General features: G+C 58.5%; 14 protein-coding genes and 1 pseudogene. 1 reads left to right on the plus strand and 14 read right to left on the minus strand.

Going from position 1 to position 16,233, the window contains the following annotated elements; translation table 11 throughout:
* Positions 1-44: 44 nt before the first annotated feature.
* Positions 45-216 (plus strand): annotated as a pseudogene (locus tag BRAGE_RS55170) (IS5/IS1182 family transposase); the annotation flags it as partial.
* Between the two features lie 728 nt (positions 217-944).
* Here BRAGE_RS55170 and fdxB read toward each other — a convergent pair.
* From fdxB to ald, 14 genes are all read right to left on the minus strand, one after another.
* The gene (fdxB, locus tag BRAGE_RS0131545; protein WP_027563328.1) at positions 945-1,244 is read right to left on the minus strand and encodes a ferredoxin III, nif-specific; all 300 of its coding nucleotides are present in this window, start codon (positions 1,242-1,244) and stop codon (positions 945-947) included.
* Between the two features lie 14 nt (positions 1,245-1,258).
* The gene (locus BRAGE_RS0131550) at positions 1,259-1,459 is read right to left on the minus strand and encodes a CCE_0567 family metalloprotein (RefSeq protein WP_027563327.1); all 201 of its coding nucleotides are present in this window, start codon (positions 1,457-1,459) and stop codon (positions 1,259-1,261) included.
* Entirely contained in the window at positions 1,456-1,932 is a 477-nt protein-coding gene (locus tag BRAGE_RS0131555; RefSeq protein WP_027563326.1) for a NifX-associated nitrogen fixation protein, read from the minus strand. Before BRAGE_RS0131555 ends, BRAGE_RS0131550 begins: the two co-directional genes overlap by 4 nt.
* A gap of 6 nt (positions 1,933-1,938) precedes the next feature.
* Entirely contained in the window at positions 1,939-2,334 is a 396-nt protein-coding gene (gene nifX, locus BRAGE_RS0131560) for a nitrogen fixation protein NifX (RefSeq protein ID WP_027563325.1), read from the minus strand.
* Positions 2,331-3,740 (minus strand): nitrogenase iron-molybdenum cofactor biosynthesis protein NifN, encoded by a 1,410-nt coding sequence (gene nifN, locus BRAGE_RS0131565; protein ID WP_027563324.1) that lies wholly within the window; start codon positions 3,738-3,740, stop codon positions 2,331-2,333. The genes nifX and nifN overlap by 4 nt, the downstream gene beginning before the upstream one ends.
* 9 nt (positions 3,741-3,749) lie before the next feature.
* Complete coding sequence (gene nifE / locus BRAGE_RS0131570; RefSeq protein WP_027563323.1) at positions 3,750-5,396, minus strand: nitrogenase iron-molybdenum cofactor biosynthesis protein NifE; 1,647 nt, start codon at positions 5,394-5,396, stop codon at positions 3,750-3,752.
* Between the two features lie 94 nt (positions 5,397-5,490).
* Positions 5,491-7,047, minus strand: coding sequence for a nitrogenase molybdenum-iron protein subunit beta (gene nifK, locus BRAGE_RS0131575; RefSeq protein WP_027563322.1), 1,557 nt, complete (start codon positions 7,045-7,047; stop codon positions 5,491-5,493).
* A 66-nt stretch (positions 7,048-7,113) separates the two neighbouring features.
* Complete coding sequence (gene nifD, locus BRAGE_RS0131580; RefSeq protein WP_027563321.1) at positions 7,114-8,616, minus strand: nitrogenase molybdenum-iron protein alpha chain; 1,503 nt, start codon at positions 8,614-8,616, stop codon at positions 7,114-7,116.
* 461 nt (positions 8,617-9,077) lie between these two features.
* Positions 9,078-10,325, minus strand: coding sequence for a cysteine desulfurase (locus tag BRAGE_RS0131585; RefSeq protein WP_027563320.1), 1,248 nt, complete (start codon positions 10,323-10,325; stop codon positions 9,078-9,080).
* Positions 10,322-11,644 carry a Fe-S cluster assembly protein SufD gene (gene sufD, locus BRAGE_RS0131590; RefSeq protein WP_027563319.1) on the minus strand — a complete coding sequence of 441 codons (1,323 nt, stop codon included), beginning with the start codon at positions 11,642-11,644 and terminating at the stop codon, positions 10,322-10,324. Before sufD ends, BRAGE_RS0131585 begins: the two co-directional genes overlap by 4 nt.
* A gap of 17 nt (positions 11,645-11,661) precedes the next feature.
* Complete coding sequence (gene sufC / locus BRAGE_RS0131595) at positions 11,662-12,414, minus strand: Fe-S cluster assembly ATPase SufC (RefSeq protein WP_027563318.1); 753 nt, start codon at positions 12,412-12,414, stop codon at positions 11,662-11,664.
* Between the two features lie 64 nt (positions 12,415-12,478).
* Positions 12,479-13,972 carry a Fe-S cluster assembly protein SufB gene (sufB, locus tag BRAGE_RS0131600; RefSeq protein ID WP_028146454.1) on the minus strand — a complete coding sequence of 498 codons (1,494 nt, stop codon included), beginning with the start codon at positions 13,970-13,972 and terminating at the stop codon, positions 12,479-12,481.
* Between the two features lie 194 nt (positions 13,973-14,166).
* Positions 14,167-14,361 (minus strand): 4Fe-4S binding protein, encoded by a 195-nt coding sequence (locus tag BRAGE_RS50430; protein ID WP_035730311.1) that lies wholly within the window; start codon positions 14,359-14,361, stop codon positions 14,167-14,169.
* Between the two features lie 744 nt (positions 14,362-15,105).
* The gene (gene ald / locus BRAGE_RS0131605) at positions 15,106-16,218 is read right to left on the minus strand and encodes an alanine dehydrogenase (protein ID WP_027557852.1); all 1,113 of its coding nucleotides are present in this window, start codon (positions 16,216-16,218) and stop codon (positions 15,106-15,108) included.
* Between the last annotated feature and the right edge of the window lie 15 nt (positions 16,219-16,233).

Consider the following 16,233-nt stretch of genomic DNA (forward strand, 5'->3'; position numbering starts at 1 on the left):
TCTGGATTATCGACAACCATAATTCCGTCGCATCGGAGGTGGCGATGCGGCCGCAGAAGCACAGGACGACGGGATCGGGCAATCTGTTCCTGGCCAGGCTGAACCAGATCGTCAATATGAAGCACGCGCGGTTCAGCTCGCCGGCAAGGTCGGTTGGGACTGGATCGACATCCGCCGCTGTACAGCGAGAACGGCCGGCGCGCCGCAGGTTCACGAGCTCGTTTCGAGCGGTCAGCATCGGGCCACACAAGCTGCGAAGGTAAGGCCGCTATTTGCTCCCCAGGCGGCCGTCGGCGGCAGTTGGGCATCTTGCGCGCCTGGCTGAAGACTTGCGCCCCGCATGAGGCATGTCTTAAACTACACCAGGTGCGCCTTCGGCGGAACAAGCGTCCCTGCCGGTACGAAGGTGTTGGCCTCTTGAAGTCGTGCCTGCGGGCTTTACGCGCCGCATTCTTCACGTCGAGATGCACACCTCTTGAACGCGATCATGCGGCGGCTCCCTGTGGAGACTACCGCGGAAAGAACCATTAACCCGGCAGTGGATCACGTTTACTATCGGGGTTGACACCGTGCCTGCGATAAAGAACGGACGACTACCTCGTAGGCTTGTCGACCCGCTTCCACTCGTCGTTCTCATTCTCCGTCCACACTTCGGGGTGCTGGTTAGGATCAAGCACTCACAGGTTGCTGCCCACGTGAACAACACCCTTTTCCGCTAGACGGGCTCCATGCCTCTCCTGGCAGGCGTGACAAGACCAACGGATGATCGTCTCCTCTAGCATTTGATGTTCCTTGGAACTTATCGCCCGCGTTCTCGACGCGACGAGTAACCTGAAGACCTACCACGGACGTAATATCGTTACGGCTCAGCTGTTCCTGAAAATGCTCTCCTTTAATCCGAGCCGGGCCTGCTGCTCTTAGAGGCCCCGGAGAGCTGCCTTCGCTCATGCAGCTTCGGCTGCAGCTGAAACGTGGGTCTGGCAGTCGGCCGGGCAAACCCTGGCGCACGCACCGCAGCCGATGCAGGCACCCTGATCGTCCAGGACCATGATCTTCTTCTCGACCTCATCGTCCTCGTCATTGTCGAGGTCGACAAGTTCGCCTTCCTCGTTGATTGCTTTCAACGTCATGACATCTCGACCGCACACCTTGAAACAGCGGCCGCAGCCGATGCACTTCTTGCTGTTGATCGAGATCAGATATTCTGGCGTCCATTCGCGCCCACCTCGCGTTGCAAATGACATGGGTCGGGCCTCCTTTAGGTATTTTCCATGGCCTTCAGATCACGGCTCTTACGCTCCAGTTCGGCATAGGCGTCGTGCGCCTTCTGCGCCACCACCATGATCGAAGTCCAGTTGACGGGCAATTCTTCCGAAAGGTCGTGCAAATCCATCTTGGCCTGCGTCGCCTTGACGGATACTTTCCTTAGCTCGGCCTTCAGTGCTTCACGATCGCTCATGAGTATCCCCAATAGTTCGCCACGTCCGGAAATTTCCGAATCAAGTCGATTCCGTCGCCGACGTACTTGTCGCCCTCCTGCGCGAGCTTTACGAAATTATCAAATCCGAAGCGATGGACGTCGCGCAGCTGCTTGTTCACGGCGATCAGCCGGCCTGAGATGAGCACCATGCGGCCGAAGCCTTCATGATGCAGATCCAGAATCGGCTGGATCATCCCGCCGGTCTCCTTCTCGATCGAGAGCGCGACCGCATCGAAGAACAGCTTAAGCCGCCACAGTGTATCGGAATCGGGATCACCGATAATCGGCAATGCGCGCCTTTTCTGCTTGTCCAGGATATAGGGTTCGAGCAGGTCAAGATCACTCTTCGCTTCCCAGGCTCCGTTGGTATCCTGAGCACGCCAAATCTTGATCAACTCCTTGAGGAACGGCGCGTCGACGGCGCTGCCCTGCTGCTCTATTTTTGCGGTCATATCACCTCATTCGTCGAACTCGAACGTACGCCCTCGGTCCTTTGCCATGGCCTTGCGTAGCCAGGGAGGTGGCGTGCCCTTCAGTACGCGCTCGAGTTTTTCGAGCAACACCAGAATGCTTTCCGGCTTGTTCACCTTGATAGGATGGATCTTATTGGCCACCACTCGCGCAGCCCCGGCACCACCAATGGCGGCGACGTAAAGGATTGCGCAATCCTTGATCGCCTCGATCTTCGGCGCCAACTTGTCGTCGTTGCCGTCTTCCTTTAGATCGCCCTCAAACTCGATCGCTTTGAGAAGCACGTGCCCTCCAGGCGTGACATCGTAGATTGCGATATTCTTTGCCCAACCAAAATGGGCGTCGACTCGTTTCAGGTCCTGAGTGGCAAACGCGACCTTCATCCAATCGACCCCGCAGCCGCGCCGGTGGAGCTGCGATAGCCCGAGCAAAGTGGCAACCGGGACGCAGTCCGCCACTTATCGGGCGTAGGCCGATCGTTTTCCTCGCGGTGCGCGATCACGAGGTTGGCGATTTCAAAGATCAGATTGCGGGTACCACGATAGCCCACGGATAGTTGGTGTCCCGCACCAAGTCGATCGAACATCGGAAAACCCGTGCGAAAGAACGGCAATTTCAGCCGAGCCGCCGCTTGCCTGCCATGCGAATGCGTGATCAAGAGGTCGCAATGGTGTGTTTTGGCAAGCCCTTCCAGATCCTCGAGATCGCCAATGAGTACCTCCTTGGTCTTGATCCGCTCGATCACCTCCGACTGAGTGGTCGTCACGACCGCTGTCACCTGCGCTCCCATGTCATGCAGCATGCCTGACAGATCGAACAGAAGATCTGGCTCAGCGCCGATAGCAACTTTGCGACCGCCAATATGGAAATGTGCGTCCAGCATTGCATCGGCGAGCTGACCGCGCTGGCGCCGATATTTCAAGGGTATGGGGCGGCCGCTGATCTCGCTCAGGAAGGTCATGAATTCGTCGCTCGGACAGAGACCACACAGCCGCTCGAAGACACGAAAAGGCACGCCGGTTTTGACCTGCATGACCTCTGCCGCACGCTGCATCTGCGCCCCGATCGCAATCGTCCATCCGGCGCGCCCCATGCTCGCAATTTCGTCGACGCCGATGCCGCCGATGGTCGTTGGCGTATACTCATCGGGGATATGCCCATCGAGCGATCCGGCCAGGTCAGGGAGGAAGGACGGGCACAAGCCGAAATCCTCCACTATGGCGCGGAGTTCATCAATGTCGCCGGGCGTCAGGTGACATCCTGGCAGAACATTCACTTTCAATGGGTCCCTCAGGCCATTGGCGCTGGGCCCTTCCACCAGCACCTCCACAATGCGTGCCACAGCCTTCTCCCACCCGTCCTGGAACGCGCCCTTGAAATCAGGCGTCGAGACATACACCATTGGCAACTTTGCGAGTGGCGGGTGCTTGTTGCGGATTAGCTTGAGGTAGGCATCCACATCGTCGCCATTGGTCTCGGTGACACCGGTCGAGCAGATACCGATGACCTTTGGCTTGGTACGGTTGTAGATGTTCAGTATCGCCTGCTCGAGATTCTCATAACCGCCGAGTACGGTCGCGACCTCGCTCATCGCCGTGGTCTGCAGCGGTACTGCCTCTTTGAAATGCCGGACGAAGAGCGTGAGCCCGAAGGATGTGCATCCCTGGGAGCCGTGCAGAAGCGGCATCGCCCCGCGCAGCCCCATGAAGGCGAATGCGCCGCCGATCGGCTGACTCATCTTCAGCGGGTTGACAGCGCAGGCTTTCGTCGGCGCCGTGACGATGGCCATGACGCCTCCCTATTCTGCGGCCTGTCGCATGGCAGATGGCTCGGACACCAAGATACCTTCGATGCGTCTCTGGCAGCAGCCACCGGCCGCATTGGTATGCTCTCTCACCGCTGCGACGCTCCTCAGGCCGTGCGCGTAGATTGCATCCTCAATCGTGCCCAAATCGACCGCGTTACACACGCAGATCTTCCTCGCGCGGCGCGCGGTTTCGGCGAGCGCCGGATCGCAGGCGATCGCGGCCACGGGCGATTGCATCTGCTCCATCGCCTTGGCCAATACATCCCATGGGGCCGGTCGACGTAGCTGCTCCCACATCGGACTCGAGAGTGACTTATCGATCTCCTCCACCAGCTTGACCATTCCGACATAGCCCATATAGGCGTGGCAACGCTCCTGATTGATATCGAGCCATGGCATCGCCGCTTTCAGCGCGACGAACTGCGACTTGCCGCCCGATAGCATGATGTCCGCTTTTGCGTCCTTTAACATCTTAAACATCTCGCGCGGCGTCATGTCCTCAATCATGTGGGCGTCCTGCCCCATCAGCTCCTTGATGCGCTCCTTGTCTTTCCTGGTTGATTTCTTGACGCTGGTTCCGACTAACTCAAGCCCAGATTCCTGGAGTGCCGCAACGATCGACCATGACTTGACGCCGCCGGTAATCAATAAAGCCTTCTTGCCTTGGAATCGTGGCTTGTACGGCCCTATCGCAGCCCGGGCCCACGCTTCCTCGCGCGCGATCACCGATTCAGTGCGCCCGAGCAGATCTGCAGGCGCGCCGCGCTCAACCAATAAGCGGGCAAGCTGACGCAGCGATTCGCTCGAATCTTGAATACCGTAGAACGCCCCCTCGAAGAACGGAATCCCGTAGCGTTGCTCCATCTTGCGTGCGACGTTGATCATGGACTTTGAGCACACCAACATCGCCGCCCGCGCGCGATGGGCTGAAGCGGCTTCGCGATACTTGCCATCGCCGGAGATGCAGGAAAGAATCCGTATTCCAAGTTCGTCTAGCAGTGGCTTCACTTGCCAGAGCTCTCCCGAAAGGTTGTATTCTCCGATCAGGTTGATATCGTACGGGGTGGTGTAGTCTGGCTCTTGCGTCCCGATCACATAGTCGAGCAACGCCTCGCCGGCGAGCTTGTTACCGAGGTTCTTCGAGCCGACGAAGCCCGGGGAATTGATCGGGATCACCGGCTTTGCGAACCTTTGAGATGCGGCCTTACAGACTGCGTTGATATCGTCGCCAATCATCGCCGGGATGCAGGTTTGATAAACGAAGATCGCGGGCGGGTCGCACTTGTCGATGATCTCCTTGATCGCTTTGCAGAGCCGCTTCTCGCCTCCGAATACAATATCGGTTTCGCTCAAATCGGTTGTGAACGAGGTGCGCCACAGATTCGAGCCTGACGACGCCGCGCCGCGATTGTCCCAGGAATTCCCTTCGCACGCGATCGGACCATGCACCAAGTGAGCGACATCGGTGAACGGCTGTAGCGCAACCTTGGCGCCATCGAAAGCACAGCCGCCCGCAGCGCTACCCGGCTGCAGTTGCTTGGTGCAGCCATTCTTGCGTTCAGCCTCCGACTTACTGCCGTTCTTGGCGCAGCCCGGCTCGTCAAAAATATTCTGGACCGTGGCCGCTAGTGATCTCATCCCTTTTTCCTCTCAGCGCAAACTAATTGCATGGTCAACGGTCACGTGCTAGTGCCATCGCAGTTATCGCGATGGCACGCGACACCGTCGCTCATCAACGAATGATGTCGAAGCTGTAGTCAGTTTTGCCAAGAACGTTCGTCTTTTTGTCCATCTCATCGAAGACCTTGTCCAGGATCTTCACGAGCACATTCAGGCCGCCCTGATAGCCCCATAGGGGGGACCGGTGATGGTGATGCCGATCAAAAACCGGAAAGCCGATGCGGATCAGTGGCGTTCCAGTATCGCGCTCCAGATACTTGCCATAGGTGTTGCCAATCAGAAAATCCACTGGCTCGGTGAACAGGAGTGAGCGCATGTGCCAGAGGTCCCGGCCCGGATAGGCTTGGCAGCCCTGCCCGAATGGCGAGCTTGCAAGCAGCATCTGCATTTTTTCGTGCCATGCCTTGCTGCCGTTCGTGGACAGCACATGGGTCGGTTCGGCGCCGAGTTCGAGCAGAAACGCAGCCAGCCCATAGCAAAGATCCGGATCGCCATAGATCGCGAACTTCTTGCCATGGATATGCGCGCTGGAGTCAGCGATGGCGTCGACCAAGCGGCCACGTTCTCGCGCGAGCTGCTCGGGAATCTCCTTGCCGCTGATGCGTGACAGCGCCACGATAAAGTCATCCGTTGCGGATAAGCCCACCGGGTAGTTGAAGGATACGATGTCCTGCCCATGGTCAGCAACGAATGGCAGCGTTTTTTCGGTGCACCACTGCTGCATGGAGATTGTCGCCTTGGCGTGAACCGCGTTGGCCGCATCTTCCAGCGTCGTGCCTCCGTCATACATCCGGAATTCGCCGTCTGTCGGAGTATCGAAGACTTCAGAATTATCAGCGAGAATCGTGTGCTGGATGCCCATCAACGCCAAGATGCGCTTGATTTCGCGAAGGTTCCCGACGGTATAGCCATCGAACCCACCAATGATGTTGATCGCCCCGTTCTGCTTGCGCTCCAGCTTCGGCGCTGTTCCGGCCTTACCGTCCCAAAAATGCTCCAGAATGCCCTTGAGCGCATTGTCATAACCGGTGACGTGGCTCCCGACGAACGCCGGCGTATGGGCGAATGGCACGTCGAAGTCCGCCGGGACCGAGCCTTTTTCTTTCGACGTTTTGATGAAGGCATTGAGGTCATCGCCGATCACCTCGGCCATGCAGGTGGTCGAGACTGCAATCATCTTGGGTTTGTACATGTTGTAGCTGTTCGCGAGCCCATCGATCATGTTGTTCAGACCGCCGAATACGGCAGCGTCTTCCGTCATCGACGAGGAGACGCAGGAAGAAGGCTCCTTAAAGTGCCGCGACAGATGGCTGCGGTAGTAGGCAACGCAGCCTTGCGAGCCGTGGACGAAGGGCAGCGTGCCCTCAAAGCCAACAGAGGCGAATACGGCGCCAAGCGGCTGGCATGCCTTGGCCGGATTTACCGCTAGCGCCTCCCGCGCAAAGTTCTTTTCGCGATATTCGGCCGTCTTCGTCCATTCCTTGATGCGTTCGACCTCGGCGGGCTCGCGCGGATTCTCGAATATCTTCTTCTTGGCCAGCATCTCCTGGTATTCTGGACCTCGGAACAGTTCGAGATGATCGAGCACGTGTTCGGCACTCTGCGCCATTGTTGAAATCCTTCACAATCGAGATTGGTGTCGCCCCGGCCTTCGCGCGGACCGAGATGAGTTGGTTTATTCTGCAGCCAGGAGCTTGGCCCTCGAAGCTTCCTTCCAGGGGGCCTTCGTTTTCTTCCAGACGGGCGAGTTGATGGCCATGTCCATGTCGCGGGCAAAGATGGCAAAGCCGTCATAGCCGTGATATGGGCCCGAATAGTCCCAGGAGTGCATCTGCCGGAACGGCACACCCATCTTTTGAAAAACGTACTTTTCCTTGATGCCCGAGCCGACGAGGTCAGGCTGGAGCTTTTCTACGAAGCGCTCGAACTCATAGCCATTAACGTCATCGTAGATGAGCGTGCTGTCCTTTACGTAGTGCTGAGCTGTGCGCTGATAGTCGTCGTTGTGACCGAACTCGTATCCGGTACCAATGACTTCCATCCCGAGGTCCTCGTATGCGCCGATCACATGACGCGGACGGAGCCCTCCGACGTACAGCATCACCGTCTTGCTCTCCAGGCGCGGGCGATATTTTGCGATCACAGCGTTCACCAGGGGTTGGTACTTTTCAATCACCCGCTCGGCGCCTTCCTTGATCTTGTCGTCGAAATAGCCAGCAATCTTGCGCAGCGACTCTGCGATCTTTGAAGGTCCGAAGAAGTTGTACTCGCACCAGGGGATACCGAACTTCTCTTCCATGTGGCGCGAGATGTAGTTCATAGAACGGTAGCAATGCAGAATGTTGAGCTTTGCCTTCGGCGTTGCCTCGAGCTCAGCTAGTGAACCGTCGCCGGACCACTGCGCTATCACCCGCAGGCCCATCTCCTCTAGCAGAATTCGCGATGACCAGGCGTCCCCGCCGATATTGTAGTCTCCGATGATCGCAACATCGTACGGCGTCGGCTCAAACTTTGGTTTGCCATCGGACTCGAGCTGGTCGAAAATCCAATCGCGCACCGCATCATTGGCGATGTGATGGCCTAGTGATTGCGACACACCCCGAAAGCCCTCACAACGGACCGGCACGATGGTCTTGCCGCCGTATTCCTTGGACTTTGCTCTCGACACGGCCTCGATGTCGTCACCGATCAATCCGATCGGGCATTCCGATTGGATCGTGATGCCGTTGTTGAGCGGAAACAGCTCCTGGATTTCGTCAAGAATTTTGACCAGCTTTTTGTCGCCACCGAATACGATATCCTTTTCCTGGAAGTCGGAGGTGAACTGCAGGGTCACGAAGCTATCGATCCCCGTCGTGCCAACGTAATAATTTCGTCGGGAGCCCCACGAATATTGACCGCAGCCTACCGGGCCATGGCTGATATGGACCATGTCCTTGATCGGTCCCCAGACCACTCCCTTTGACCCTGCATAGGCGCAGCCTCTGATTGTCATCACGCCAGGTATGGATTTGATGTTGGACTTCACCCCGCAATCTGACTTGCCGGCTTGGTGAACGTTGAGGTGCTTGGCACGCCGTTTCGCGGTTTTCTCCGGATAGACCTTCAGCACCTCCTCGATCAGCTCTTTATTGCGAGCCCTGATTTCTGCGATGCTCTGGGTCGTGGCGAGACTCATCTGATGTCCTTCAAAAAGTTAGCTGTTGCGAGGGCGGCCTCTTGGGCAAGACTTTTGCAACCAGCATGCCAGCGCATCATAAGCACCAAAAACATAGCAATCAAAATCGCTTAGCGCGCCTCATGCGGTTACGGTGGCTGGTGTTGCGAACCCGACATTACGCTTGGGGCAGAGAACTCTTGGCGTGGCCCTGTTCGAAATTGAACAAGGGCTGGCTATGCGTGAAATTGCCAGCCCAATTCTCGAGCGTGTTCGCGATCGCAGTACTCTGCGATCGACCTCGCCGAAGGCGCCGCACTGGAAGACCGGCCGCAAGGGCGGCTGGCCGACACAGGCCCATCAATCCTATGTATGCTTGTTGCGACCTACAGGTGCTTACCTGCTGTTATGCATGAGGTGCATGACCTCATCCTCCAGGCCTCAATGCGAGCTGCCCACCTGGAGATCGCAGGCTCGCCGAATCACGAGAACAGCTGCCGCGCCTTGATAAGCGCACGCACGAGCACATCGATCTCCTGACGTGTATTGTAAAGTCCGAGGGACGCGCGGCACGTTGCCAGCACGCCGAAGCGCTTGAGCAGCGGCATCGCACAATGGGTCCCCGCCCGCACCGCCACACCGGCGCGGTCGATGACGGTGGCAATATCATGCGCATGCGCCCCCTTCATATCAAAGGAAACGATCGGTCCCTTGTGTGCCGCGGTCCCGATCACGCGCATGAAATTGATCCCCGCCAGCCTCTCCTGCGCGTAAGCGAGCAGTACGCTCTCGTGCCTGCGGATTTGCACCTTGCCTATTGAATTGATGTAATCGATAGCTGCCCCTAAACCGATGGCTTCGACGATCGGCGGCGTACCTGCTTCGAACCGGTGCGGCGGATCACTATAAATGACGCCGGAACGGGAGACCTCGCGGATCATCTCCCCGCCGCCGTTGAAGGGCGGCATCGATGCCAGATGCTCAGACTTGCCGTAAAGAACACCGATCCCGGTCGGACCGTAGAGTTTGTGGCCTGTCATGACGTAGAAATCGCAATCAATGTCGCAAACGTCGGCGCTCAGATGGACGCAAGCTTGCGAGCCGTCAACCAGCACCGGGATATCACGAGCATGCGCGATCCTCACCACGTCTTTCACCGGCAATACTGTGCCGAGCACGTTCGACATTTGTGTGATTGCAACCATCTTGGTGCGCGGGGTCAGCAGTCGCTCAAACTCATCGAGCAAGAAGTTTCCGTCATCATCCACTGGCGCCCATTTGATCACCGCACCGAGTCGTTCCCTGAGAAGGTGCCATGGCACAATGTTCGAATGGTGTTCCATAATGGAGAGCACGATCTCATCACCCGACTTAATGCGTTCACGGCCAAAAGTCTGGGCGACCAGATTGATTGCCTCCGTGGCGCTCCGAGTGAAGATGATCTCTTCGTTTGCGCGCGCGTTCACAAACCGCGCCACCTTGGTACGGGCGCCTTCATACGCCTCGGTCGCCGCGTTTGCGAGGTAGTGCAAGCCGCGATGAACGTTGGCGTATTCGCTGGAGTACACCCGCATCATACGGTCAAGCACCGCGTTTGGCTTTTGCGAGGATGCAGCGTTATCGAGGTAAACAAGCGGCTTGCCGTACACCGTCATGGCGAGCGCGGGAAAGTCCGTACGTATACGGTTGACGTCGTAACTGCCATTGCTCACCGCGGGATGTGCGCTCATCGCCCCGCCTGCAGCCAGTGTTCAGCTTGAGCTGTCACAAAATCGCGCAGATTCTCGGAAGTGATCTCCTCAATCGACTCGCCAAGGAACGCCTTAATCAGCAACCACTTCGCATCCTTCTCGGGTAGCCCTCGAGCGCGCAGATAGAATACGAGACTGTTGTCCAGCGCACCCGATGTCGCTCCGTGGCCGCAGGTCACGTCGTCAGCCAAGATTTCAAGTTCCGGCTTACTGTCGGCCTCAGCCTCGTCGGATAAGAGCAACGCTCGCGTCGTCAAGGTGGCGTCCGTCTTCCGGGCGGCAGGACGAACGACAATTCGTCCCTGAAATACCGAGCGGCCTCGATCGTCGACGACCGCGCGGAACTTCTCCCGACTGGTGCAATGTGGCACGGCATGGTCGACCACCATCGTTGTGTCGGCGTGAAGCTCGGCCCTGATGAGATTAACTCCATTCGCCGAGACCTCGGTTCCCTCGCCAGCCAGCGAGATGAATCCCTGATAGCGGCTGATAGAGCCGCTGCAGGTCATGCTGAAGAGGTCGAGCTTAGCCCTGGCGCCGACTGCGATGATCGCCGACGAGATATTCACGGCGTCAGAGGCCGCGGCTGCGACGCGGATATACGAAAGGCTCGCCTCGTTACCGACTAGGGCGATTATCGCATCGTTGGCTTGATAGCCGCTCGCGTGTTCAGCCGAGACGAAACTTTCCACGATGGCCGCATGCGCGCCTTTACCAAGCTGTAGATACGAGCGTGTAAAGGTGGACACCGACACGCCGGTTGCGACATGAACGATTTGAATTGGACGCTTCACCGCGTTGCCGTCGGAGATCGTAATCACCAGGCCATCTGTTGCCATTGCGGCGTTGAGCGAGATAACGGAATCGCTCGTCGTCGACAGAACCAGACCTGCCATGTCGCCAGGGACCGAATGCTCCAGAACCTCTCGCAGCGACCGCACAACAAGTCCATTTTCCAGCTTGCCGAGATCGGATAGCTCCGGCACGAATATACCATCCACCAAAACCAGTTTGACCGCCTGATCGGCAGACACATGCTCGGCCGACACCTTTGCGCGCACTAGTGCCTCCGCATCCGGTCGCGGAGCGAGTGGCAGCACCTCGCCGATCAGGGCGCGCAAATCGGTGTATTTCCAGTCCTCCATGCCCCGATGCGGAAGGCCGGTACGCTCGTAGGCCTCAAATGCGCTCGCCCGGATTTGAGGAACAAGGCCTGCACCAGGCAGCCGTCCACGCGCCGCAGCGAAAACATTGCCACTTGTGCGTTCGGGGTCGGCTTTGGGCAAAACCTGCTTCATCGGAGTCCCTAGAGCCGTCAGGCCGCGTCCTCGAATTGGCCGTAACCACAGGCTTCGAGCTCCAGCGCGAGTTCCTTGTCGCCGCTCTTCACGATCCGCCCTTTAGACATCACGTGCACAACGTCCGGCACGACATGGTCGAGAAGCCGCCGATAGTGCGTGATCACGATCATGGCTCGTTCGGGCGAACGCAAGCCGTTGATGCCATTGGCGACGATACGCAGCGCGTCGATGTCGAGGCCGGAATCGATCTCGTCAAGGATGCACAGACTCGGCTCGAACAATGCCATCTGCAAAATTTCGTTGCGCTTCTTCTCGCCGCCGGAGAATCCGACATTAACGCCACGCTTGAGCATGTCCTGGCGAATGTTGAGTGAACCGGCCACCTTGCGGACTCTTTTCAGAAATTCGGGGGTGGAGAATTCCTGCTGGTCCCGCGCCTTTCGCTGGGCGTTCAGTGCCGCCCGCAGAAAGTTCATGGTGGTCACGCCAGCGATCTCGACCGGATACTGGAATGCCAGGAACACGCCCGCGGCGGCGCGTTCGTCCGGGTCCATCTCGAGAAGGTCCTCGCCCTTGAACAGGATCTGGCCGTCGATGACTTCGTAGCCGGGTTTGCCGGCAATGACGTGCGACAGGGTCGATTTGCCGGAGCCGTTCGGTCCCATGATCGCGTGCACCTCACCCGCATGGACGTTAAGATCGAGGCCGCAAATAACTTCGCGGTCTTCGACACCAACATGCAAATCTCGGATTTCGAGTAGCGCCATTCTAATCTGATCCCTGAAATGTCATCTGGCGAGCCGCATTCGAAGCGGCTCGCGGGAGGTTGGGTTATCCGACAGATCCGTCGAGCGAGATCGAGATTAGCTTCTGTGCTTCCACTGCGAATTCCATCGGCAGCTTTTGCAGAACTTGCTTGACGAAGCCGTTGACGACGAGGCCGACGGCCTCTTCCTGCGAAAGGCCGCGCTGGATGCAGTAGAACAGCACGTCCTCGGAGATTTTCGAGGTCGTCGCCTCGTGCTCGAATGTCGCGGATGAGTTCTTGGACTCGATGTACGGCACAGTGTGCGCGCCGCATTTGTCGCCGATCAGCAGCGAATCGCAAGCGGTGAAGTTGCGCGCGCCGGTCGCTTTCCGGTGCGCGGTGACAAGACCGCGATAGGTGTTCTGCGACTTGCCCGCTGCGATGCCCTTGGAGATGATGCGGCTCGACGTGTTCTTGCCGAGATGGATCATCTTGGTGCCCGAATCGACCTGCTGGAAGCCGTTCGAGATCGCGATCGAGTAGAACTCGCCGCTCGAATTATCGCCACGCAGGATGCAGCTCGGGTACTTCCAGGTGATCGCCGAGCCGGTTTCGACCTGGGTCCAGGAGATCTTGGAACGATCACCGCGGCAGTCGCCACGCTTGGTGACGAAGTTGTAGATGCCGCCCTTGCCTTCCGAATTGCCCGGATACCAGTTCTGCACCGTCGAATATTTGATCTCGGCGTCATCGAGCGCGACGAGCTCTACCACCGCCGCATGCAGCTGATTCTCGTCGCGCTGCGGCGCGGTACAGCCCTCGAGATAGGAGACGTAGGAGCCCTTGTCCGCGATGATCAGCGTGCGCTCGAACTGGCCGGTGTTGCGCTCGTTGATGCGGAAATAGGTCGACAGCTCCATCGGGCAGCGCACGCCCGGCGGCACGTAGACGAACGAGCCGTCGGAGAACACCGCCGAGTTCAGCGTCGCATAGAAATTGTCCGAGGTCGGAACCACCGATCCCAGATATTTCTGCACCAGCTCAGGGTGCTCGCGGATCGCCTCCGAGATCGGCATGAAGATCACGCCGGCCTTCTTCAGCTCCGCTTTGAACGTGGTCGCAACCGAGACCGAATCGAACACCGCGTCGACCGCGATCTTGCGGTTCGGCGTCTGCTCGCCGCCGGGTGGCGGCTCAACGCCCTCGAGCGCCGCGACCTCGCGCAGCGGGATGCCGAGCTTGTCGTAGGTTTTGAGAATTTCCGGATCGATCTCGTCGAGCGAGGTCACCGTCTTCTTCGGCTTCGGCGCCGCGTAATAGTAGATGTCCTGGAAGTCGATCTTGGGATACTCGACACGCGCCCAGGTCGGCTCGGTCATGGTCAGCCAGCGCCGATAGGCCTCCAGCCGCCACTGGAGCATCCACGCGGGCTCATTCTTCTTCTGCGAGATGAATTTTACGATCTCTTCCGACAGCCCCTTCGGGGCCTTCTCGGACTCGATCAGGGTCTCAAACCCATATCGATACTGGTCGCCGATGCGCTTCACGCGCTCGACTGTCTCTTGTAAAGCTACCATTGCCCGCTCCACTGGGGCAACGAAAACTTCCGCCGGCGGGGACTCCGCCGCAATCGATCCAAGCGGATCGCGCAAGTCGCCGGCAACTCGGGGCCAGCGAGTGAAAGAAACAGAAGACGAATCCGACGGACGGCCGCTGTCGATAGCGTCTTCATCATGTTTTGCGCAGAAGCTCCCCTCATCGACTACTCCACCTATGCCGGCACACAGGTATCTGGCACCGGGCAAACGACGGCGCATTGCGGCGCGTCAAAGTGCCCCTCACATTGGGTACACTGGGTCGGATTGATCACATATATATCGTTCTTCAGGCTGATCGCGGCATTGGGACATTCGAACTCACATGCACCGCACACGGTGCACTGGGATGCGATTATCTTGTAGGCCATCACTGCGATTCCATGAGCGAAGTTTGCGGACAGTTTCTTGCTTTCAAGTCTTGTGCCAAACAGATTAACTCGATTTTGTCTGAGCTATTTTTGATAACGCAAGTCGCCGCCTCGACACGGTGTCGCAAATCCTACAACGCGCATGACAGTAGCTTGAGCTCGATGCCGTGGTTTGCGCATGGTCCATCTCACGGCAGTCAGCGATCAGGTGAACCGCGTTCGCCAAGCTCAGGGAACGATCTGCGATCCTTGCTAAGGCCCCCGCGCCGCGGCGATGATGGATGCGCCGCGCCACTTCAAAAAGTTCTCCGCCGGTGCGTCGGGTCGCCCCCGAGCCGCCTCTTGATGGTTCCACTCACCGGTACAGCGGCGGCGCCGGCGACAGCACCACGGTAAATAACCCGCGCAGTCATCACCGGCCCGGTTGGCGTCTCCACAGCCGGTCCGATTGGCGGCGATCAAGCCAGACAAAGTCGCCGGTGATCGCGGGCCCCCGTGGACGCATGTTCAATTGGCTCGGCTTACCTGGCAAAACCGGCATTCATATGCGCTATATGGGCGAAAGTACATTGTCTCGCATCGTGGGGGGCTAAAGCGAGGCGCTCGTCTGGCGATCCTTCGCTTCGCTCCACGTTCGAAATGCATGCCGGCGCCGGTAGCAGATCGATGGGAGCCGAAAAAAGAAGCCACCCCGGAGGAGGGTGGCCTAAGTCAGGGAGGAAATGCCCATAAGGGCCTCTGGGATCAGGCCGCAGCCTGTTCGATCGGTGAGAAGGGCAGCCCGAGGCTTTCGGCCGCCGCTTCGTAAGTTAGCCGGCCCCGATGGACGTTGAGACCTGCGCGCAAATGCGGATTTTCGAGCACGGCGGTAAAGCCCTTGTTGGCCAGAGCCAAACCAAACGGCAGCGTCGCGTTGTTCAGTGCCTGGCTCGAGGTCAGCGGCACGGCCCCGGGCATATTGGCCACGCAATAATGAATGATGCCATCCACTTCGTAAGTAGGATCAGCGTGAGTGGTTGGGTGCGATGTCTCAAAGCAGCCGCCCTGATCGATAGCGACGTCCACGAGCACCGCCCTCTTGCGCATCGAGCTCAGCATGCTCCGGCGGACCAGCTTCGGCGCGCTCGCACCTGGAACGAGCACCGCACCAATCACCACATCCGCCGCAAATACCTCTTCCTCCACAGAGTCGATAGTCGAAAACCTGGTGCGAGCGCGTCCTTCGAATAGCTCGTCCAACTCGCGGAGCCGGAGTATCGAACGGTCGATGATGGTGACCTCTGCGCCCAGACCAACCGCCATGCGTGCCGCGTGCGTACCAACGACGCCACCTCCGATCACCACGATTCGGGCAGGCTGAACACCAGGCACTCCACCGATCAACAGCCCTCGTCCGCCTGCACTCCGCTTCAGGGCGCTGCCCGCCGCTTCGATCGCAAGCCTACCCGCGACCTCGCTCATCGGCGCCAGCAGCGGAAGACCACCATGCGGATCAGTTACGGTCTCGTAGGCGATCGCAGTGCATCCGGATTTCAGCAGGCCCTTGGCCTGATCCGGGTCGGGGGCCAGATGCAGATAAGTGAACAGGATCTGATTTTCCCGCAGCTGACACCACTCGGACGGCTGAGGTTCCTTAACCTTTACGATCATCTCGCTCGATGCGAATACCTCAGCTGCGGAAGTTAGAATCGTTCCTCCAACAATGCGATAATCGTCATCGGTCGCACCAATGCCAGCGCCGGCATTGGTCTCGATCATCACGCGGTGGCCCGCTGCCACGTATTCGCGGACAGCTCCCGGGGTAAGGCCCACGCGATATTCGTGCACCTTGATTTCCTTGGGGACTCCGACCTTCATTTGAAAACTCCTGCC

It is taken from the genome of Bradyrhizobium genosp. SA-4 str. CB756 (genome assembly GCF_000473125.1).
Classification (GTDB): domain Bacteria; phylum Pseudomonadota; class Alphaproteobacteria; order Rhizobiales; family Xanthobacteraceae; genus Bradyrhizobium; species Bradyrhizobium arachidis.